Below are 20,757 nucleotides of genomic sequence, written 5' to 3'. Positions count from 1 at the left end.
ATCCAACTCGCCTCACAAAAAGCCAGCATGACTGGCTCTCATGAATACACTGAGAAAACCTCGCTTAGGGAAAAAGCTTGTGTTCTGCTGGCCAAACGCCACTATACATCGCTTCCGGGTGATGCTGCATGAGCCGATGGCGTACTTCACCCAACCTGCGCAATGGCACCGAGACAATCATTAAAATACTGCCTTGCTCAAGTTGGGATTGATATGATTTGAGGCGATAACTAGGGGCGGCAGTCGCGACTGCTGCAGCCCAGGCTGTACAAGAAAGCGCACCCAGCACCATGCAATAAGGAATCACCATTAACGTCACTTCGCCAAACCACCAGGGTACCATATAGGCCAGCAAACCACCCAGCAAACCAAACACCGCACCAAACACAAAGCCTGCCAATGCGCTATACACGACATCCGATTTTTCTACGGCATTCGCCTTGGGAAGATTGCCTAACAGCTGCTCGTTTTTAGCATGGAAGTGAATATGGCCTTCTTCGACCCTTTCCAGCAATAGTTCGTTCATCATTGCCTGTGCGCTTCTAATATTGGGTAAAACAAAATAGAGCCTGCGTCTCATAGTGTTCTCCTATCAATATTGCCAGTATTAGCGTGTCAAAATTGGATAGAAGCCCGTCACAAAGATTCATTTTTTAACAAGTGTTTGGATCTCCAAACTACCGGTTTAGTGATCATCAAGTCTTCCCACCCAGACACTGCGCAGTTTGGATAATTTGTAACCCAGCCCAGCCCCTTCATTAGAAAGTGCATCGAGGAACAGTGAAAGTCTTCTGGATTTGATGACCGTGTAAAAAGTCAGCAGGCTGACTGGAATAAAGACGATTGAAAAGTAGGCCAATTTTTCCAGCAGGCTCGCTTGTGTCAAGTCAATCAGGTTCATACCCAACAGGCCACTGGTCATGGTACCAATGAGCCCCAGAATGGTGACCACCGTCAGGCGAACGACGGTATCGGCCTGACGCTTGATTTCTTCGCCCTCAAGATATTCCGCCATATCCATAATACGGCGGCGTGTTTTTTCAAACAGGCTGACGGAATCCAGTTGCCTGAGCATGAGTGTAAACAGGTCTTTCGCTACCGCCTGGTCTGAAACGTTTTCAAACCAGTAGCGGTGGGTAAAGCGTAAAAACACGGCTGTGGCATTACGGATACGGCTGCGGAAAACTTTCACCGAATCTTCACTCTGGATATTCAATCGGCTGATGGCTTGTACCATGCGGTCAGACAGCATGAGCAACGCCGCTTTCTGGAAATGTGCAATCAAAAACAGCAAAAAGTACTGGTTCTGGTAATGGCGTTTGATGCCAGTGCGCTCATTGGTAAACACGCGGTGCTGGTGGCTGCCGACCACGACAAAATTCTGCCCGGTACACATGATGCGCGTGGTACTCCACGGATCCTGGCGGGCTTCATCCCAATAACGGTCATAACAATTATTTTTTTCGAATGCCTGCAAAAACTGTTCGGTAAATGGCAGGGTTTCCGAATGCCAGGGCTGGCACACCAGGCCCAGGCGGATAAGGTCACCACGACTGAGCTGACTCACATCATCAAACGACAGGTAAGCCATGAGCGGCATGCGCTGGTATTCAATTTCACGGTAACGCAGCTCACCTGCCTGGTCAGAGTAATGCGGCACCAATGGATGTAACAGTGCCAGCCAATGCAACGACACACAAGGCACATGATTCTCTTTAACGAACGCCAGGTAGCGCGCTTTGTCTTCATAATCAGAGCGCGCAATTACCTGTCCTTGTCCATCCAGCCATTCAACCAGTTGCGCACAGTGCCCGGCTTCACCTGAATCATCCCAATAATTAGGATAGGTACGCCCCAGCCGGTACATAACTTCCATGGCTGACTTTAAGGGTAACTCTTTGCCCGTCACCTCAAAGGCCAGCATGGCGACGTCAATATCAAAAAAGAAATATAACTCGACGTGGGAAACGCGCAATATCAAGGGTTCACGCTCACCTTGAAGGGTCATGCGTACCTGGCTGATATCTGTACGCGTGAAAATATGAATAGGCGATTCGCCATACCCGCCCGCCTCGCGTCCATGCTTGCCTTCTCCATACAAAAATCGCTGCGCAAACGGCAGAAAGGTGACAAATTCCTGATACCGGGTTTCACTCAGATGCGGCGAGGCCTGCAAAAACTCGTCTTGTATTTCTACCCAGGGTGAATTGGGCGTGTCTTTGAGCACTTGCCATGGATAATTCACAGCACTCAGGCTGCTGTGATCAGTCATCAACTGTATAGGCCAAAGTAATGTTTGCCTGAAATCTCGTACGATACTGCTCTGCAGGTTGTCCGCCATGATAGATGCCTCAAGCCGCGATATAGACTGTGCAATATACCGTGAGATGCCTGTTGAGAATTGACGAAAAAACCACTGGTTTGCAGATCAAATAACCACTTTGCAAGCAATAAAAAAACCGGCAGTACGCCGGTTTTTATGAAAAGCCCAGAAATTACACCTTCTGGTAAACCTCACTGCCCTTCTTCACGAACTCAATCGCTTTTTCCTGCATGCCTTTTTCCAGGGCCTCCTGCTCGCTCACGCCTTGTGTGGCGGCGTAGTCACGTACATCTTGCGTGATTTTCATGGAGCAGAAGTGAGGCCCGCACATGGAGCAGAAGTGAGCTTGTTTCGCGCCTTCCTGTGGCAAGGTTTCGTCGTGGAATTCCTTGGCTTTTTCAGGGTCCAGACCGAGGTTAAACTGGTCTTCCCAGCGGAACTCGAAACGGGCCTTGGATAAAGCATTATCCCGGATTTGTGCGCCTGGGTGACCTTTGGCCAGGTCAGCCGCATGTGCCGCGATTTTATAGGTGATGATACCCACGCGTACATCCTCCTTGTCCGGTAGTCCAAGGTGCTCTTTTGGTGTCACGTAACACAGCATGGCACAGCCGTACCAGCCAATCATGGCCGCACCAATGCCTGAAGTGATATGGTCATAGCCAGGCGCGATGTCGGTGGTCAATGGGCCAAGCGTGTAGAACGGGGCTTCACCGCAGTGTTCCAGTTGCAGGTCCATGTTTTCCTTGATCAGGTGCATAGGCACGTGACCAGGGCCTTCGATCATGCACTGTACGTCGTGTTTCCAGGCGATCTGGGTCAGCTCACCCAGAGTTTTCAGTTCGGCAAACTGTGCTTCGTCATTGGCATCGTAAATAGAACCGGGACGCAGGCCATCACCTAGCGAGAACGACACATCGTATTGCTTCATGATCTCGCAGATTTCTTCAAAGTGCGTGTACAGGAAAGACTCTTTATGGTGTGCCAGACACCATTTCGCCATGATGGAACCGCCGCGCGACACGATACCGGTCATACGCTTGGCAGTCATGGGGATATAAGCCAGGCGTACACCAGCATGGATAGTGAAGTAGTCCACGCCCTGCTCTGCCTGCTCGATCAAGGTATCGCGGAAGATTTCCCAGGTCAGGTCTTCTGCCTTGCCGTTCACTTTTTCCAGTGCCTGGTAGATAGGCACGGTACCAATCGGCACCGGCGAGTTGCGGATAATCCATTCGCGGGTTTCATGGATGTTTTTGCCAGTGGACAAGTCCATCACGGTATCACCACCCCAGCGTGTGCCCCACACCATTTTCTCTACTTCTTCCGAGATAGATGAACCCAGCGCAGAGTTACCAATGTTGGCATTGATCTTGACCAGGAAATTACGGCCAATAATCATCGGTTCGATTTCCGGGTGGTTGATGTTGGCCGGGATAATGGCACGGCCACGCGCCACTTCGTCGCGCACAAATTCAGGTGTGATGACTTTCGGAATGCTGGCACCGTAGCTTTGGCCAGGATGCTGTGTTTGCAGCAGCTCGCTCATGTTTTCGCGGCGCTGGTTTTCGCGGATGGCAATAAACTCCATCTCGGGCGTAATGATGCCCTGGCGGGCGTAGTGCATCTGGCTAACGTTTTTGCCTGGCTTGGCACGCAGTGGTTTGCGATGCAGGTTGAAACGCATTTCGGCCAGGGCTGGGTCGGTCAGGCGCTGCTGGCCGAAAGTCGAAGTTGGCCCGTCCAGCTGTTCGGTGTCGTTACGCTCTGCGATCCATTGCGCACGCAATGCTGGCAAACCGTTACGGATATCGATCTCAACATTCGGGTCTGTGTAAGGGCCTGAGGTGTCATAAACAACCACTGGCGGGTTGGTATCACCGCCAAAGCTGGATGGCGTATCACTGAGCGAAATTTCACGAAATGGGACCTGGATATCAGGACGGGAACCTTGTACGTAGATTTTGCGCGATTTGGCAAACGGTTTGGTGGCAGCTTCGTCAACTTTGGCATCAGCATTGACGAACTTGATATTTTTATCAATAGCGTTCATTGGCATCCTTAAAAGAAAAGACGTAAGGATGCATGTGGAGGTTTGCATTCCCTACGATGGTATCAACCACATCAGGTTCGAAGGGTAACTCTCACTGCAAAACTTTCAGAAAATGAAGAATTTACAGACCCCTAGCAACGAACGAATTGTGCGGGAAAACGCCTCATAACGCAAGCAGAAACGACCTCCTCTTGACAAGTAGACAGATCTGTCTACAATCACACCACCCGACTATAAAAACTACCGGGATTATTTCAATCGGGAACTCAGGAGAGATCATATGGAAGTGTTATTAATCGGTGCAGTTGCGTGCGCCACCGCCTTAATTTTGTCAGCATGGTTGATGACGTTTGCCCGCTGGTTCCCCATCAAGGGGATCGATGGCGATTTTCTGGTCGACTACAAAACCATGATACGCGCCCACGTCGACTATGCCTTGATGGCATTATTTAACCTGGGATTTTTTGGTGCGGCCAAGGCAGCGGGGGTGGAATTGCACTATTTCGCCTGTGTCTGTGTTGCCGTTGGCGGTTTTACCAACCCGACCATTTTTACCATCGCTGCCTTTGACACAGACTTCTGGAGCAAAACCAAGTGGAGAGTCTTTTCTGCATTGAGTTTTGTCATTACAACCGTAGGCTTCCTGACAATTTGCTATCAACTGCTTTGCCACGCATTGTGTCATTAAGTAGCGGTCAATCAGTTGCCATTAAAAAACCCCGCTATTGCGGGGTTTTTTAATGAGGAAAGTCGTATCACTCAAAAGTTAACCAAGCATTTTCTTAAGCGTCTCATTGACCTGGGCCGGATTGGCTTTACCCTTGCTGGCTTTCATGCACTGCCCTACCAAGGCATTAAACGCTTTTTCCTTACCGGATTTGTATTCATCAACCATGGCTTGGTTGGCCGCCAGCACTTCATTGATAATCGCTTCAATGGCGCCAGTATCTGACACTTGCTTGAGGCCTTTGGCTTCAATAATGGCGTCGACTTCGCCTTCACCGGCCCACAAGCCTTCAAACACCTGCTTGGCGGCATTATTAGAAATAGTGTTATCGGCAATGCGTTTGAGCAAGGCTGCTAATTGCACAGCAGTCACTGGACTATCAACGATGGTTCTTTCTTCAGCGTTGAGTTTTGCCGACAACGCACCCATTACCCAGTTGGCGGCTTGTTTTGGCTCGGCACCCGCATTGACTAACGATACAAAATAATCCGCCAGGCTACGTGAGGATGTCAGCGTGCTGGCATCATAACTGGAGAGTTGGTACTCACTAATCAAACGCGCCTGCAAAGCTTGTGGCAATTCCGGCATCTCAGCCTTTACTCGCGCCTTGTCAGCTTCTGTCACTTCTAAGGGCAGCAAATCAGGATCAGGGAAGTACCGGTAATCATTGGCCTCTTCCTTGGTTCGCATGGCACGCGTTTCACCGGTATCCGGATTAAACAGCACCGTTGCCTGCTGGATTGTGCCACCATCTTCCAGCGTTTCAATTTGCCACTGGGTTTCGTACTCGATGGCTTGTTGCATGAACTTGAACGAGTTGAGGTTTTTGATCTCACGGCGCGTGCCAAACTTCTCTGTGCCTTTCGGACGCACGGAGACGTTCACATCACAGCGGAAAGAACCTTCCTGCATGTTGCCATCGCAAATGCCTATCCACTGCACCAGTTCGTGCAGTTTTTTGGCGTAAGCCACAGCTTCAGCCGCGCTACGCATGTCGGGTTCGGTCACAATTTCCAGCAGTGGCGTACCAGCACGGTTCAAATCAATGCCGGACATGCCCTCAACGGCACCATGCACCGATTTACCTGCATCTTCTTCGAGATGGGCACGGGTAATATTGATGACTTTTTCGTAGGCTTGGGTATTTTTACCTGCTGGCACTTGTATCGTGATTTGGCCTTTACCCACCACAGGTAGCTCAAACTGGCTGATCTGGTAACCTTTGGGCAAATCAGGATAAAAGTAATTCTTACGGGAGAACACACTGCGCGGTGCCATCTCGGCATCAATCGCCAGGCCAAACTTGATGGCGCATTCGACCGCTTTTTTGTTGAGCACAGGCAATACGCCAGGTAAGGCGATACTCACTTCGCAAGCCTGGGTGTTTGGCTCAGCACCATAGGTCGTAGAAGCACCACTGAACTGCTTGGACTTGGTTTGTAACTGTACGTGGGTTTCCAACCCGATCACGACTTCCCACTGCATGTTAGATGTTCTCCAAACCGGCTGGCATGCGTGTATGCCAGTCTGTCACTTGTTGATAGGCATGTCCGACATTAAGCATGCGCGCCTCATCAAAATAATTACCAATAATCTGCAAACCGACTGGCAATGCCTTGCCTTCGCTACTGGTCGCAAACCCTGCCGGGATACTCATGCCTGGCAAACCAGCCAGGTTGACGGCAATGGTGTACAAATCTTCCAGATACATCGCAACCGGGTCACTGGTCTTTTCGCCAGCCTTAAAAGCGGTGGAAGGTGCAGCCGGCCCCATGATCACATCACAGTGCTTAAAGGCTTCGACAAAGTCTTGCGCGATCAGGCGACGAATTTTTTGTGCCTTGAGGTAGTAGGCGTCGTAATACCCCGCGCTCAACACATAAGTGCCGATCAGGATACGGCGCTTGACCTCGGCACCAAACCCTTCGGCACGTGATTTCATATACATTTCAAGCAGGTCATTGTACTCAGCCGCACGGTGGCCATAGCGCACGCCATCGTAACGTGACAGGTTGCTCGAAGCCTCGGCTGGCGCCAGCACGTAATACACTGGAATCGACAGATTATTGTTAGGCAAGCTGACTTCCACAATCTCAGCGCCCAATTTTTTGTATTCTGCAATTGCGGTTTCAATGACTTTGGCTACGTCGGCATTCAGGCCTTCGGCAAAGTACTCTTTAGGCAACCCGATACGCAGACCTTTGAGCGGCTGGTCGCCAGTCATGCTGGTCAGGCCACGCGTGTAGTCTTCTTTTTGGCGGTTCACACTGGTGGAATCACGCTCGTCAAAACCGGCCATGACATTCAGCATCAAGGCACAGTCTTCGGCAGACTTGGCCATGGGCCCGGCTTGGTCGAGTGATGATGCAAATGCAATCATGCCGTAACGCGACACCAGGCCGTAAGTAGGTTTGAGGCCGGTAAAACCGCACAAGGACGCAGGCTGGCGAATCGAACCGCCAGTATCGGTACCCGTCGCCGCCGCACACAAGCGAGCTGCCACGGCTGCCGCAGATCCGCCCGAGCTGCCGCCTGGCACGCGGTCAAAATCCCACGGATTTTTCACGCCGCCAAAATAACTGGTTTCGTTGGAAGAACCCATGGCGAACTCATCCATATTGGTTTTACCCAGGTTCACCGCACCCGCCGCATCAAATTGGCTGATCACATGCGCATCATACGGAGAAATAAAGGTCTCCAGCATTTTCGAGCTGCAAGTGGTGCGCCAGCCCTTGGCACAGAAAATATCTTTTTGTGCCAAAGGGATACCAGTCAACGGCCCGAAATCACCAGCCGCAATACGTGTATCGGCTGCTTTGGCCTGCGCCAGAGTTTTATCTTCATCTATGGTGACGTAGGCATTGATGGTCGGGTTGAGCTGTGCCATACGCTGCAAGTAAGCTTGCGTGAGCTCGACACTGGAAACTTGTTTGCTGGCCAACTGCTGGCCCAGCTGTTTAAGACTGCTGTTGATCATAGCTGTATCTATAGGTTAGTGGCGTGAACTTCGCTTGGAGCACACGCTGTTATTCAATGACTTTTGGCACCAGGTACAAGCCATCCTGTGTCGCCGGGGCAATCGATTGAAACAGCTCGCGCTGATTGGTGGCAGTGACCACGTCTTCACGCAGACGCTGCGTCACATCTTGCGAGTGCGACATTGGCTCGATACCGGTGGTATCGACTGCCTGCATTTGCTCGATCAAACCGAGGATACCGGAAAGTTTGTTCAGGGTTTCTTGCGCCTCATTGTCGCTGACCTCGATACGGGCCAGGTGAGCGATGCGCTTGATATCGTCAAGATTCAGTGCCATGTGGGTTAATTGTCTGTAAGATTTTGAAAGTACATCTTAAATTCATGTGCGTTTTGCGCTATTATACCTTGATTTTATGCCGCACCCAGCGGGCAGCGCCAAATCAGTATATTCACAGGATAAAACATGTTCGGTTCACTCAACAGCTACTTCTCCAATGACCTTGCCATTGACTTAGGCACCGCCAACACCCTGATTTATGTGCGCGGCAAAGGTGTCGTGCTGGATGAACCTTCGGTGGTGGCAATCCGTACCGAAGGCGGCCCTAACGGCAAAAAAGTATTGCTGGCCGTCGGTTCTGACGCTAAAAGCATGCTAGGCCGCGCACCGGCCAATATCCAGGCCATCCGCCCGATGAAAGATGGTGTGATTGCCGACTTCACCATCACCGAGCAAATGCTCAAGTTTTTTATCCGCAAAGTCCACGAGTCCCGCTGGTTCTCGCCTAGCCCACGCATCATCATCTGCGTGCCGGTAGGCTCCACCCAGGTTGAACGCCGTGCCATTAAAGAATCCGCCGAGCGCGCGGGTGCCAAACAGGTATTCCTGATTGAAGAGCCGATGGCAGCGGCCATTGGTGCCGATATGCCCGTGGCGGAAGCGACCGGCTCCATGGTGGTGGATATCGGCGGTGGCACCACCGAAGTGGGCGTGATTTCACTGGGCGGTATTGTTTACGCCAAGTCAGAGCGCGTGGGTGGTGACAAGTTTGACCAGGCGATTATTGATTACATCCGCCGTAACTACGGCATGCAAATCTCCGAGCCTACCGCTGAAGCGATCAAGAAACGTATCGGCTCTGCCTTCCCTGGTTCAGAAGTGCTCGAAATGGAAGTCACCGGCCGCAACCTGGCAGAAGGTTTGCCACGTAAATTCACCATTTCCAGTAATGAAATCCTGGAAGCATTGACAGAGCCATTAAACTCCATAGTCGGCGCTGTGAAATCTGCCCTGGAACAAACCCCACCAGAACTAGGTGCCGATATTGCAGAAAAAGGCATGGTACTGACCGGTGGTGGCGCCTTGCTGCGTGACCTGGATCGCCTGCTGGTTGAAGAAACCGGCCTGCCTGTCATTGTGGCGGAAGACCCGTTGACCTGTGTGGCGCGCGGTTGTGGGCGTGCCCTTGAAGAAATGGACAAGCTGGGCAACGTTTTTGCTAGCGAATAATACGGGGCAACGTTGGCGCATCCCCGATCATGCTAAAAGGCATACACCAACAGCTTGACCCGCAGGAATCCCCGGCTTTTTTTATCCAGGGACCCAAGCCTTTTCCACGCCTGATGTTTTTTTGCGCGCTGTCTCTGGTTATGATGGCCGTCGATGCGCGGTTCGATTACCTCGGCCAGGTCAGGCAATGGTTCAGTACCGCATTACACCCACTGGAGGTGGTTGCCAGCGCCCCCAATGAGTGGGCCCGCAACATCAACACCTACTTCAGCTCGCATAACCAGCTAATCCAGGATAATTTCAAACTCAAACAACAAGCCCTGATAGACCACGCCGCCTTGCAACGCCTGGCGACAGTCGATGCCGAGAACGCACATTTGCGCACCCTGCTGGCCGGAGATGCACCGATCATTCCACAAGCCACTTTGGGTGAAGTGATGCATATGGGGCGCGACCCTTTCAGCAATATCATCACTCTCAACCGGGGGAGTCGTCACCAGATTACGCCGGGCCAGGCGGTGGTTGATGAGCAAGGGGTGGTAGGCCAGATCACCCGCGTTTATCCATACACCAGCGAAGTAACGCTGATCACTGACAAAAAATTATCCATCCCTATCCAGATCGAACGGAACCAACTGCGGGCCATTGCCTTTGGCGAAGGCAAGCGTAATACACTGGATATTCCTTACTTGCCTACAAGCGTGGATATCAAGGTGGGTGACAAACTGGTGACTTCCGGCATTGATGGCGTCTATCCGGCCGGCCTGGCGGTGGCTGTGGTGACCCAGATCAAGCAAAGCCAAGACTCCCCCTTTGCCAAAATCATCAGCCGCCCGATTGCTGGTGTAAACAATCATAAACACGTATTGATTCTCAAGGTGCCAGATTCACCGGTGATTAACCAAACCAACGAAAACAGGCCTTTCTTGCCACGCAATAATGCCCAGCACCTTGATCAGTCCGTGGTCGATGTATTGCAAAAAAATAATGCTGCGGTGGATCCACATCCGGTTACCGAAACGCCAGTGCTCGACACAGGCGTACCTGAAGCGAACACCAACAGCCAAGGGTTAACACCCGAGAACACCCCCGCGCCTGTCGCGCCGGAGCATCCATGAAACCGGTCAAATTCAGTACTATCGTGTTTACCATGCTGGTGGGGCTGATCTTCCAGCTATACCCTTGGTCTAATTCCGGCATCATCATCCGGCCAGATTTTTTGCTGGTGATCATGATTTACTGGCTATTGCAGGCACCTTATCACTGCAATATTGGCTGGGTATGGTTTGCCGGCTTGCTAGTGGATCTCTCTACCGGCAGCTTGCTAGGCCAGCATGCGCTCACCTTTGCCATCACCGCTTTTCTGGGCCTGATTTACCAGCGTAGGCTAGTGTTGTTCAACCGCTGGCAACTTTATTTATACGTCATTTTCCTGTTTGGCGTGCAGCGTGCACTGATTCTGCTGCTCAAATTGTTTGCAGGCGGGGAAATACCAGACTGGACTTATGGCCTGCCCGTCATTTCCGACCTGATACTGTGGCAATTCATGATTATCTGGTTTGGCGAACTGACGCGTCCAAAGAAGTTATAAGCACATGGGGTATAGCACCGAACTCAAAAACCATCTAAACGAACAGCACAAGTTCCGGGTTCGTCTGGTTTTCCTGATATTACTGGTTCTCACTGCTTTTTCTGCATTGCTGGGTCGTTTTTACTTCCTTCAGGTCTACCGCTACGATTACTACCAGACGCTGGCAGAAAACAACCGGATTTCGATTGTGCCGATTACGCCAAACCGCGGCCTCATCTCAGACCGCAACGGTATTATTCTGGCACACAATTTTTTTGTCTATACGCTGGAAATCACGCCTTCAAAAACAGATGACCTGCAGGATACGATTGCCGAACTGGGCGAGCTGGTTGAAATCTCTGCCACTGATTTAAAACGCTTCAAAAAACTCCGCGCACAAAGCCACACTTTTGAAAGCATCCCCATCCGCACCCACCTCAATGAATACGAAGCGGCAAAATTTGCCGTCAACCGCTTCCGCTTCCCCGGGGTGGAGCTCAAGTCGCGGCTATTCCGCCATTATCCCTATGGCACGCTGGGGACGCATGGCATAGGCTACATCAGCCGCATCAACGAAAATGATCTGAAGCAGCTCAAGGAAAACAACCAGCTCTCCAACTACAAAGGCACTGAGCACATTGGCAAATCTGGTGTAGAGCAGGCCTACGAAGCTGAGTTACATGGCATCACCGGTTTCCAACAGGTGGAGATTGATGCCGATGGCCGCGCCGTGCGTGTGCTTTCAAGCGCCTCACCCACTTCCGGCAACAATATTGTGCTCTCCATGGATGCCAAGTTGCAGGAAATCGTTGAGCATGAATTTGCCGGACGCCGTGGCGCACTGGTCGCCATTCAACCGAAAACCGGTGAAGTATTGGCCATGGTGAGCATGCCCTCATTCGATGCCAACCTGTTTGTGGATGGCATTGATTACGACAACTGGAACAACCTGAATAACTCGCCTGACAAACCCCTGATTAACCGCTCACTCAAGGGCATCTATCCGCCTGGCTCTACCTTCAAGCCGTTTGTCGCATTGGCCGGACTGGAATCAGGTAAACGCCAGCCGCCCTTTACCATCAGCGACCCCGGTTATTTCATGCTGCCTAATAGCCGCCACCGTTACCGCGACTGGAAGCCTTCCGGCCATGGTGCCGTCGATATGCGCAAAGCCATCACCGTCTCTTGTGATACGTTTTTCTACGGCCTGGCGGTTGAGCTGGGGATCGAGCGCCTGACTGACTTTGTACGCCACTTTGGTTTTGGCGAAAAAACTAATATCGATATTCAGGGCGAGTTATCCGGCTTACTGCCTACCCCCGCCTGGAAGCAAAAACGCTTCAAGCAACCATGGTATATGGGCGAAACCGTGATTGTCGGTATCGGCCAGGGATACACCCTGGTCACGCCCATGCAATTGGCTTATGCGACGGCGACGCTGGCCAATAACGGCAAGGCTATCCGCCCGCATCTGGTCAACGCTATCGTCGATGCCAAAACCAACCAGGTAAAAATGCTGCCACACACGACTGCAGACCAGCTCACCCTGAACGCGGAGAATCTGGAAATCGTCAAGCTGGGCATGATGGACGTTACGCGGCCCGGCGGGACAGCAGCAGCTGTCGGGGCCAATGCAGGCTATGACATTGCGGCCAAAACCGGGACAGCACAAGTGGTGGGTATCAAACAGAACGAGAAATATAACGAAAAACTGATTGCAGAACGTCACCGCGACCATGCCTGGTTTATCGCTTACGCACCGGCGGAAGACCCCAAAATTGCTATCGCAGTGATTGTGGAAAACGGTAGCCATGGCGGTTCGACAGCTGGTCCAATTGCACGCAAAGCCATGGATTACTACCTGCTGGGTAAAGTACCTGTTGATCCTACCGTTGACCCCAGCACAGCACCAGCGCCGGACAGCACTGTGATTAATGCGCCTGAAGTAGAGGAGGAACCTCATGATTAGACAATGGATAGGCCACTTTATCCGGCATATCGATTCCATCCTGCTGGCGACTGTGCTGATGGTGTTAGTGGTGGCACTCATGGTGCTGTATAGCGCGTCAGGACAATCCCTGCTCAAGGTGAACGCGCAGCTGATTAATATTGTGGTCATGATGGTTGTGATGCTACTGGTGGCCAACACACAGCCACAGCACATAGAACGCATCGCCTTGCCAGCCTACCTGCTTGGGCTGACCCTGCTGATTGCTGTCGCACTGATTGGCGATATTAGTCATGGCGCACGCCGTTGGCTGAACCTTGGTATCACTAAAATACAACCTTCGGAACTCATGAAGCTGGCTGTGCCTATCATGCTTGCCTGGTATTTCTCCAAACGCGAGAGCATGTTGCGAACCGCAGATTATGTGGTTGCAGGTGTGATTTTGCTAGTCCCGGTATTGCTGATCGCCAAACAGCCAGACCTGGGCACAGCCACTCTGGTGTTTGCCTCCGGCTTTTATGTCATTTTCCTCGCGGGGCTGAGCTGGAAATTTATTTTCGGTAGCGCGATTGCCTTTGGTGCTGCCCTCCCTATCCTGTGGTCCATGCTGCATGATTACCAGCGCCGCCGCGTTGAAATCCTCATAGATCCCAGCCAGGATCCATTAGGGGCCGGTTACCATATCATCCAGGCCACTATTGCCATTGGTTCTGGCGGCATGACCGGTAAAGGCTGGCTCAATGGTACCCAATCGCAGCTGGACTTCGTCCCCGAGCGGACTACTGACTTTATTTTTGCTGTGTTTGCCGAAGAGTTTGGGCTGGTTGGGTGTAGCTTGCTACTGCTGCTGTTTACCATCATTATTGGCCGCGCCTTCATTATCGCGTCACAAGCCAAGAGTACTTTTGCCCGATTGCTGGCAGGCAGTATCGCCGCTACTTTTTTCACCTACTGTTTTGTGAATATGGGCATGGTGAGTGGCATCCTGCCCGTGGTCGGCATTCCCTTACCGCTGGTCAGCTATGGTGGTACCTCATTGCTGACATTGGGGTTGAGCATGGGCTTACTGATGAGTGTGCAGTCGCACAAGCGGCTGGTCGCCACGGATTAGCCATCTACGAACACCAAGGATTTAGATGTCATCTTACTTGCAACGATTAAGTATCCTGATGCTGGCGGCCTGGCTGGCGGCTTGTAACAGCAGCATGCCGCCACGGCAAACGCCGCCATCAGTAACGCCCGCAACAAAGCCTATGCCATCAGAGCGCCCTGCAACGCCTGGCACCACCATGACGACTCCCCCCAACACCTACCCGTTGGGCAGCGGACCCAAAATCATTAATATAGATCCCAAACCGGAAACCACTGGAAACCCCACTGACGGTATAGACCCGAATACCCCGCTGGAAACATCTGTCACCCCTAAACTGGAGCCGATTGTCAAAGGGACCACCAAGCCTTACATCGTCAACGGTGAAACGGTGACGCCCATGTCCGAGATAAATACGCCCTTTACACAGACGGGCCATGCTTCCTGGTACGGTAAAAAGTTTCATGGCCGCAAAACAGCCAGCGGTGAGGCGTATGACATGTTTAAATTAACAGCTGCACACAGAACCCTACCGATTCCATGTTATGTGCGCATCACAAACCTGAGCAATGGCAAAACCATCATGGCACGTGTCAATGACCGTGGCCCTTTTGGTCGCGACCGCATCATTGACCTTTCTTATGCCGCTGCCAAACAGCTGGATATCATCCGCCATGGCTCGGCCCAGGTACAGGTGACATTGATAGATCCATCGCAACCATTAGACACCGCCGTGACGACGGCGCAACCGAATGTAGACATGCAAACGTCCAGCAAAGAGGTTGTACAAGTCACTCGCACTGTCACATCGACAAAACCCGCTTCTGCACTGGAGACCAATGGAATATATGTGCAGGTAGGGGCTTTTGGCCAGGAGGAGAATGCAGACCGCCTGCAACAACGCATTTTTAGCGCCTTGCCCGAAACACAATCACTGCTCAACAAGGTGTATAATGGCAAAGTGTTCCAGATCGTGCTGGGGCCCTATCCAGATCACGCATTAGCGGCAAAGGCCGCGAGTCAGATGCGTGACCAACTGCAGTTACCTGCGCTAATATTTTCCCGGTAACTTTTTCTCGTTAAAGTATTTTTTCTCGTTAAATGATGACCATGTGGCGTTCTTGTATTGCTTTTCTACTTTCTATTCCTTTAATGACTGTGGCGGCTGAAGCCATCACTGGCAATGTGCCCACCCCGACGTTGGCTGCCAAAGCGTTTGTATTACGCGACGCCAACACTGGCAGCCTGCTGGCCGCCAGCAACCCGGATATGCCGGTAGAACCTGCCTCATTGACCAAGGTGATGACGGCTTACCTCACCTTTGAAGCAGTGAAGCAAAAGCGCCTTGCACTCACGCAGACCTTGCCGGTGAGCCAGAAAGCCTGGAAAGTCGAAGGTTCCAAGATGTTTATCGACACTACCATGACCGTCACGGTGGATGAGTTGCTGCATGGCCTGATTATCCAGTCAGGCAATGATGCTGCCATTACGCTGGCAGAAGGCATTGCCGGCAGTGAAGAGCTGTTTGCCACCCTCATGAACAAAAAGGCCATTGCCTTGGGCATGAAGAACAGCCACTTTGTCAATTCCACTGGTTTGCCCGACCCCACCCATACGACGACCGCCCGCGACTTGTCTATCCTGGCTAATGCCTTGATCCGTGACTTCCCTCAGGATTATGCACGCCTGTATTCACAAAAGTCTTATACCTATAACAAGATTACGCAACCTAACCGTAACCGCCTGCTGTTTCTCGACCCCACGGTGGATGGCATGAAAACCGGGCATACGGAATCTGCTGGTTATTGCCTGATTTCCTCGGCAAAACGGAACGACTTCCGCTTGATTTCTGTGGTCCTCGGCACCACTTCAGATAATGTACGTGCAGCTGAAAGCCAAAAGCTGCTGAATTTTGGTTTCCAGTTTTACGAATCCAAGCTGATTTATGCAGCCAACAAACCGATTACGCGCCAGAAAGTCTGGAAAGGGACTGAAAGCGAAGTTGATTTGACCGTGGCCAAGTCTGTGTATTTAACCTTGCCTCAAGGCGAGTATGCCAATATGAAGGCGAATATACGCATTCCCAAACCACTGGAGGCGCCCTTAACCGCACATCAAAAAGTCGGTTCTGTCGATTTCAGCCTGGGTGGCAAAGTCGTGCATAGCGTACCCTTGGTCACCTCACACGCGGTAGAAGCCAGCAATATCTTCTCGCGCATGATAGACCAGGTCCGACTGTATTTGCAGTAATCATCACCTGAGGTAGGTAACCATGACCAAGTTAGAGCCATTGCCAGATGTAGAAGAAACCCTGATTGAGTTTCCGACCAACTTCCCGATCAAGGTCATGGGCGAAACGCATGATGATTTTGCACGTGAAATCACACGTACTATCCAGGCGCACTGGCCCGATTTCGATACGCACCTGATCGAAATCCGTGGCAGCAGCAACGGCAAGTACCTGAGCCTGACCTGCCTGGTGTATGTCACCTCCAAGCCACAACTGGACGATATCTATCGCAGCCTGACCTCACACCCGATGGTCAAGGTTGTGCTGTAATCCCCTTTGCTTTCCATGCCTGCCCTGGAAATCCGCCAGCTGGGTCTGACTGAGTATGCTGCGACGCTGGCCGACATGCAGGCTTTTACTGCGCAGCGTGGCCCGGAGACGCCTGACCAGCTTTGGGTCACCGAGCATCCGCCAGTCTATACGCTGGGCTTGAACCGGCGTGGGGTGCGCTTGCCTCAAAATAACATCCCGCTCGTGAATGTAGACCGCGGCGGCAAAATCACTTATCACGGCCCCGGCCAACTCATTATTTACTGCCTGATTGATCTGGCACGCAGCCACTTGAATGTACGGCAACTCGTCTCCATCTTGGAAAACAGCCTGATAGCGTTTCTGGCAGCGCATGGTATCTCCGCGCAAGCGCGTGCAGATGCACCCGGCGTATATGTGGAAGGCAAAAAAATCGCTTCGCTAGGATTACGCCTGAAAAACCAGTGCTGTTATCATGGCCTGAGCTTGAATATTGAGATGGATTTGCAACCATTTGCCGAGATTGACCCTTGCGGTTATGCTGGCATGCAAATGACACAAACCCGGGATTTGAATATTGCGCTGCAGATGCCTGACATTGCCGCTGATTTAACCCAACGATTGAAAGAGAAACTGACGCATGTCAGATAATTCGACCCCAGAGCATCCTGCGAGCGAGCGCCCGGCGAAAAAAATAGCAGGCGTTAAAGAAATTGATGCCGCCAAGACCTCGCGTATCCCGATCAAGATTGTGCCGCAACCCATGCTACGCAAACCGGAATGGATACGCATGAAGGTGCCTGATTCGGCCCGCTTCCAGGAAATCAAACAGGTATTGCGCGACAACAACTTGCACACTGTCTGTGAAGAAGCCAGTTGCCCCAATATTGGCGAATGCTTTAGTGGCGGCACTGCCACCTTCATGATTCTGGGCGATATCTGCACACGCCGCTGCCCATTCTGCGATGTCGCGCATGGCAAACCCTTACCTCCTGATCCCAAAGAACCAGAAAACCTGGCACGTACCATTGCCCAGATGAAACTGCGCTATGTGGTGGTGACCTCGGTCGACCGCGACGATTTGCCAGATGGCGGTGCCCAGCACTTTGTTGACTGCATACGCGCCATCCGCCAGCAATCGCCACATATCAAAATCGAGATTCTGGTCCCCGACTTTCGTGGCCGCCTGGATGTCTCGCTTAAAATCTTGCGTGAAGCCCCGCCAGATGTCATGAACCATAACCTGGAAACCGTGCCGCGCCTTTATAAACAGGCACGCCCTGGTTCTGATTACCAGCACTCTCTTGATCTGCTCAAGCAATTCAGCGAAATGTATCCGGATGTCCCCACCAAGTCTGGCCTGATGCTGGGGCTTGGGGAGACTGACGAGGAAATTCTTGAGGTCATGCGTGACTTGCGCGCGCATGGCGTCAGCATGCTGACGCTAGGCCAATACCTGCAACCCAGCGTGCACCATTTACCAGTGTTGCGCTACGTGACCCCCGATACCTTTGCCTGGTTTAAAGAACAGGCAGATGCCCTGGGCTTTGACAATGCTGCCAGTGGACCCATGGTGCGTAGCAGCTACCATGCCGATCAGCAGGCCCATGCCGTGATTGAGCAAACATCGACAGAAAGCAGGCTGGCCTGACCACGCCGCATAAAATAATTACAGGAGCAATGATGGTTCCCCATTTAACCACCGCGCTGAGCGGCCCCCTGGTCGCGCTGGAAAAACGCATACTGCAAGCCATGCCGGATATTGAGCACTGGTTCCGTACGCAGTGGCAAGAAGTGGCAGCCCCTTTTTATGCCAGTGTAGATTTACGTAACTCAGGCTTTAAGATTGCGCCCGTGGATACCAACCTGTTTCCGGGAGGATTCAATAATTTAAATCCGGATTTTTTAAGCCTTTCTGTGCAGGCCGCGCAAATGGCAGTTGAAAAAATCTGCCCGGATGCCCGCCGCTTATTACTGATTCCTGAAAACCATACACGCAATACCTATTATCTGCGTAATGTGGTCGAACTATGCAACATCCTCAAGGCTGCGGGCATGGAAGTCCGTGTCGGCAGCCTCTCCCCCGAGATCACCGAAATCACCAGGCTAGAAACCCATGATGGCCTGCCATTGATCCTGGAGCCTCTGGTGCGTGTGAAAAACCGCCTGCAACTGAAACCTGTCTCATTTGAAGGGGTGGATTATCCGGCATTTGATAGCTGTGCCATCCTGCTCAACAACGACTTATCCGGCGGGGTTCCTGATATGCTGAAAGGCCTGGAACAAAACCTGATTCCGCCCCTGCACGCAGGCTGGTTCACGCGCCGTAAATCACAACACTTTAAGGCTTACGACAAAGTGGTGGATGGGTTTTCCAAATTGCTGGATATCGACTCCTGGTTGCTAAACCCGTATTTTGATACGGCCAGCGGCATCGATTTCCACAATAGAGTGGGGGAAGACGTGCTGGCAGAAAAAGTCGATGCCATCCTCAAAAAAATCCAGGCCAAATATGATGAATACGGCATTACGCATCAGCCCTTTGCCATTGTCAAAGCCGACGCCGGTACTTATGGCATGGGCATCATGAGTGTCAAGTCCGCTGACGAAGTACGTGACCTCAACCGCAAAACCCGCAACAAAATGTCGGTCATTAAAGAAGGCATGGAAGTGTCTGAAGTCATGATCCAGGAAGGCGTCTACACTTTTGAAACCATCAATGATGCCGTGGCCGAGCCAGTGGTGTATATGATGGACCATTTTGTCGTCGGTGGTTTTTACCGTGTGCATACCAGCCGTGGCGTTGATGAAAACCTGAATGCGCCAGGCATGCATTTTGTACCATTGGCGTTTGAAAAGCCCTGTACCCTGCCCGACTGTGCCGGCGCGCCTGACGCGCCACCCAACCGCTTTTATGCGTATGGCGTGGTTGCCCGCCTGGCGCTGTTGGCCGCAGGCATGGAATTGCAGGAAAATGACCCTTTAAACGCATAAACATCGCCGGGACGCCTCATGAAGCTGCTGTTTATTCTGGATCCGCTAGACGCGCTAGTCACTTATAAAGATACCAGCCTCGCCATGATGCGTGCTGCGCAGGCAAGGGGTCATGACCTCTGGGTATGTGAGCAGCATGACTGGCAGTTACAGCACGAAGTGGTCACTGTAGATGCACAGACTTTTGCATTTCATGTGGATGGCAGCTGGAAAACCAGTGACAAATCCACCGTCTCCCCGGCCAATTTTGACGCGGTGCTCATGCGCAAAGACCCGCCATTTGATAACGAATATTTATACACCACTTATCTGCTTGAACTGGCGCAACAGCAAGGCGCACGCATCATCAACGACCCAGCCGCCATCCGTGGTTGGAACGAAAAACTGTCTGTGGCGCGCTTTCCACAATTTACGCCTCCTTTTATCGTCACCAGCCTGCAAGACAAGATATTGGCGTTTCTGGCTGAACACGGCGATATTATTGTTAAACCGCTGGACGGCATGGGTGGCAGCGGTATTTTCCGGTTGCGTAAAGATGACCCAAATATTTACGCCATCCTGGAAACACTCACAAAGTTCCAAACGCAAACCATTATGGTCCAGCGTTATATCCCGGATATCGTCAAAGGCGACAAACGCATCCTGGTCATCAACGGTGAGCCTTTGCCGTATGCACTGGCGCGTATCCCCAAAACAGGTGAGACCCGCGGCAACCTGGCGGCAGGCGGCAAAGGGGTGGCCCAGCCACTGAGTGCCCGTGACAAAGAGATCGCCGATACTGTCGGCAAAGTATTGAAACAGCATGGCCTGTTTTTAGTCGGACTAGACGTGATTGGTGATTACCTGACCGAAGTCAATGTCACTAGCCCGACCGGAATGGTGGAGATTGCAACCCAATCGAAAGACTGGACACCAGCCTGCGACCCGGCCATCATGATGATTGAGGCGTTGGAACAACTCGTTGCCTAAATTCAACTGATCCCCCTTCAAAGACTCCGTCTGCACGAGTTATGCTTTGTAATATGAGGC

General features: G+C 51.9%; 19 protein-coding genes and 1 riboswitch. Of the genes, 13 read left to right on the top strand and 6 right to left on the bottom strand.

All coding sequences use genetic code 11. The annotated features are described in order from the left end of the window. Positions 1–64: 64 nt before the first annotated feature. From F463_RS0102085 to thiC, 3 genes are all read right to left on the bottom strand, one after another. Positions 65–580 carry a hypothetical protein gene (locus tag F463_RS0102085; protein ID WP_026295224.1) on the bottom strand — a complete coding sequence of 172 codons (516 nt, stop codon included), beginning with the start codon at positions 578–580 and terminating at the stop codon, positions 65–67. Positions 581–685: 105 nt separating this feature from the next. Beyond that, positions 686–2,341, bottom strand: coding sequence for a hypothetical protein (locus tag F463_RS0102080; RefSeq protein WP_018985386.1), 1,656 nt, complete (start codon positions 2,339–2,341; stop codon positions 686–688). 154 nt (positions 2,342–2,495) lie between these two features. After that, a complete protein-coding gene (thiC, locus tag F463_RS0102075) occupies positions 2,496–4,376 on the bottom strand; it encodes a phosphomethylpyrimidine synthase ThiC (protein ID WP_018985385.1) in 1,881 nt (626 codons plus the stop codon). A 30-nt stretch (positions 4,377–4,406) separates the two neighbouring features. Beyond that, positions 4,407–4,519, bottom strand: a riboswitch (TPP riboswitch). 137 nt (positions 4,520–4,656) lie between these two features. Between thiC and F463_RS0102070 the strand changes: the two genes are divergently transcribed. Next, positions 4,657–5,064 (top strand): hypothetical protein, encoded by a 408-nt coding sequence (locus F463_RS0102070; RefSeq protein ID WP_018985384.1) that lies wholly within the window; start codon positions 4,657–4,659, stop codon positions 5,062–5,064. Positions 5,065–5,142: 78 nt separating this feature from the next. Here the strand turns inward: F463_RS0102070 and gatB are convergent, their stop codons facing one another. From gatB to gatC, 3 genes are read right to left on the bottom strand one after another with little or no spacing between them, the layout of a single operon-like run. Further along, positions 5,143–6,588 (bottom strand): Asp-tRNA(Asn)/Glu-tRNA(Gln) amidotransferase subunit GatB, encoded by a 1,446-nt coding sequence (gene gatB, locus F463_RS0102065; protein ID WP_018985383.1) that lies wholly within the window; start codon positions 6,586–6,588, stop codon positions 5,143–5,145. A 1-nt stretch (position 6,589) separates the two neighbouring features. Further along, positions 6,590–8,080 carry an Asp-tRNA(Asn)/Glu-tRNA(Gln) amidotransferase subunit GatA gene (gatA, locus tag F463_RS0102060; protein WP_018985382.1) on the bottom strand — a complete coding sequence of 497 codons (1,491 nt, stop codon included), beginning with the start codon at positions 8,078–8,080 and terminating at the stop codon, positions 6,590–6,592. Between the two features lie 49 nt (positions 8,081–8,129). Beyond that, on the bottom strand, positions 8,130–8,417 hold the full coding sequence (gene gatC, locus F463_RS0102055; protein WP_018985381.1) for an Asp-tRNA(Asn)/Glu-tRNA(Gln) amidotransferase subunit GatC: 288 nt from the start codon (positions 8,415–8,417) through the stop codon (positions 8,130–8,132). Between the two features lie 126 nt (positions 8,418–8,543). Between gatC and F463_RS0102050 the strand changes: the two genes are divergently transcribed. From F463_RS0102050 to gshB, 12 genes are read left to right on the top strand one after another with little or no spacing between them, the layout of a single operon-like run. Beyond that, positions 8,544–9,587 (top strand): rod shape-determining protein, encoded by a 1,044-nt coding sequence (locus F463_RS0102050; protein WP_018985380.1) that lies wholly within the window; start codon positions 8,544–8,546, stop codon positions 9,585–9,587. 29 nt (positions 9,588–9,616) lie between these two features. Then, the gene (mreC, locus tag F463_RS0102045; RefSeq protein ID WP_018985379.1) at positions 9,617–10,705 is read left to right on the top strand and encodes a rod shape-determining protein MreC; all 1,089 of its coding nucleotides are present in this window, start codon (positions 9,617–9,619) and stop codon (positions 10,703–10,705) included. Continuing rightward, positions 10,702–11,178: a rod shape-determining protein MreD gene (gene mreD, locus F463_RS0102040; protein ID WP_018985378.1), complete on the top strand. Its 477-nt coding sequence runs from the start codon at positions 10,702–10,704 to the stop codon at positions 11,176–11,178. The genes mreC and mreD overlap by 4 nt, the downstream gene beginning before the upstream one ends. A 4-nt stretch (positions 11,179–11,182) precedes the next feature. Beyond that, positions 11,183–13,126 (top strand): penicillin-binding protein 2, encoded by a 1,944-nt coding sequence (gene mrdA / locus F463_RS0102035; RefSeq protein ID WP_018985377.1) that lies wholly within the window; start codon positions 11,183–11,185, stop codon positions 13,124–13,126. Then, a complete protein-coding gene (gene rodA / locus F463_RS0102030; protein ID WP_018985376.1) occupies positions 13,119–14,216 on the top strand; it encodes a rod shape-determining protein RodA in 1,098 nt (365 codons plus the stop codon). Before mrdA ends, rodA begins: the two co-directional genes overlap by 8 nt. Before the next feature lie 25 nt (positions 14,217–14,241). Continuing rightward, positions 14,242–15,264, top strand: coding sequence for a septal ring lytic transglycosylase RlpA family protein (locus F463_RS0102025; protein WP_026295223.1), 1,023 nt, complete (start codon positions 14,242–14,244; stop codon positions 15,262–15,264). Between the two features lie 41 nt (positions 15,265–15,305). Then, the gene (locus F463_RS0102020) at positions 15,306–16,445 is read left to right on the top strand and encodes a D-alanyl-D-alanine carboxypeptidase family protein (protein ID WP_483819021.1); all 1,140 of its coding nucleotides are present in this window, start codon (positions 15,306–15,308) and stop codon (positions 16,443–16,445) included. Between the two features lie 22 nt (positions 16,446–16,467). Further along, complete coding sequence (locus F463_RS15060) at positions 16,468–16,755, top strand: HP0495 family protein (RefSeq protein ID WP_018985372.1); 288 nt, start codon at positions 16,468–16,470, stop codon at positions 16,753–16,755. 15 nt (positions 16,756–16,770) lie between these two features. Beyond that, the gene (gene lipB / locus F463_RS0102010; protein ID WP_018985371.1) at positions 16,771–17,385 is read left to right on the top strand and encodes a lipoyl(octanoyl) transferase LipB; all 615 of its coding nucleotides are present in this window, start codon (positions 16,771–16,773) and stop codon (positions 17,383–17,385) included. After that, a complete protein-coding gene (gene lipA, locus F463_RS0102005) occupies positions 17,375–18,385 on the top strand; it encodes a lipoyl synthase (protein ID WP_018985370.1) in 1,011 nt (336 codons plus the stop codon). The genes lipB and lipA overlap by 11 nt, the downstream gene beginning before the upstream one ends. Positions 18,386–18,417: 32 nt before the next feature. Further along, the gene (gshA, locus tag F463_RS0102000; protein ID WP_018985369.1) at positions 18,418–19,728 is read left to right on the top strand and encodes a glutamate--cysteine ligase; all 1,311 of its coding nucleotides are present in this window, start codon (positions 18,418–18,420) and stop codon (positions 19,726–19,728) included. An 18-nt stretch (positions 19,729–19,746) separates the two neighbouring features. After that, entirely contained in the window at positions 19,747–20,697 is a 951-nt protein-coding gene (gene gshB, locus F463_RS0101995; RefSeq protein ID WP_018985368.1) for a glutathione synthase, read from the top strand. Positions 20,698–20,757 lie beyond the last annotated feature (60 nt).

This window comes from Methylophilus methylotrophus DSM 46235 = ATCC 53528 (assembly GCF_000378225.1).
In the GTDB taxonomy this organism is placed as follows: Bacteria; Pseudomonadota; Gammaproteobacteria; order Burkholderiales; family Methylophilaceae; genus Methylophilus; species Methylophilus methylotrophus.
This window is presented reverse-complemented; position numbering and strand designations above follow the sequence as displayed.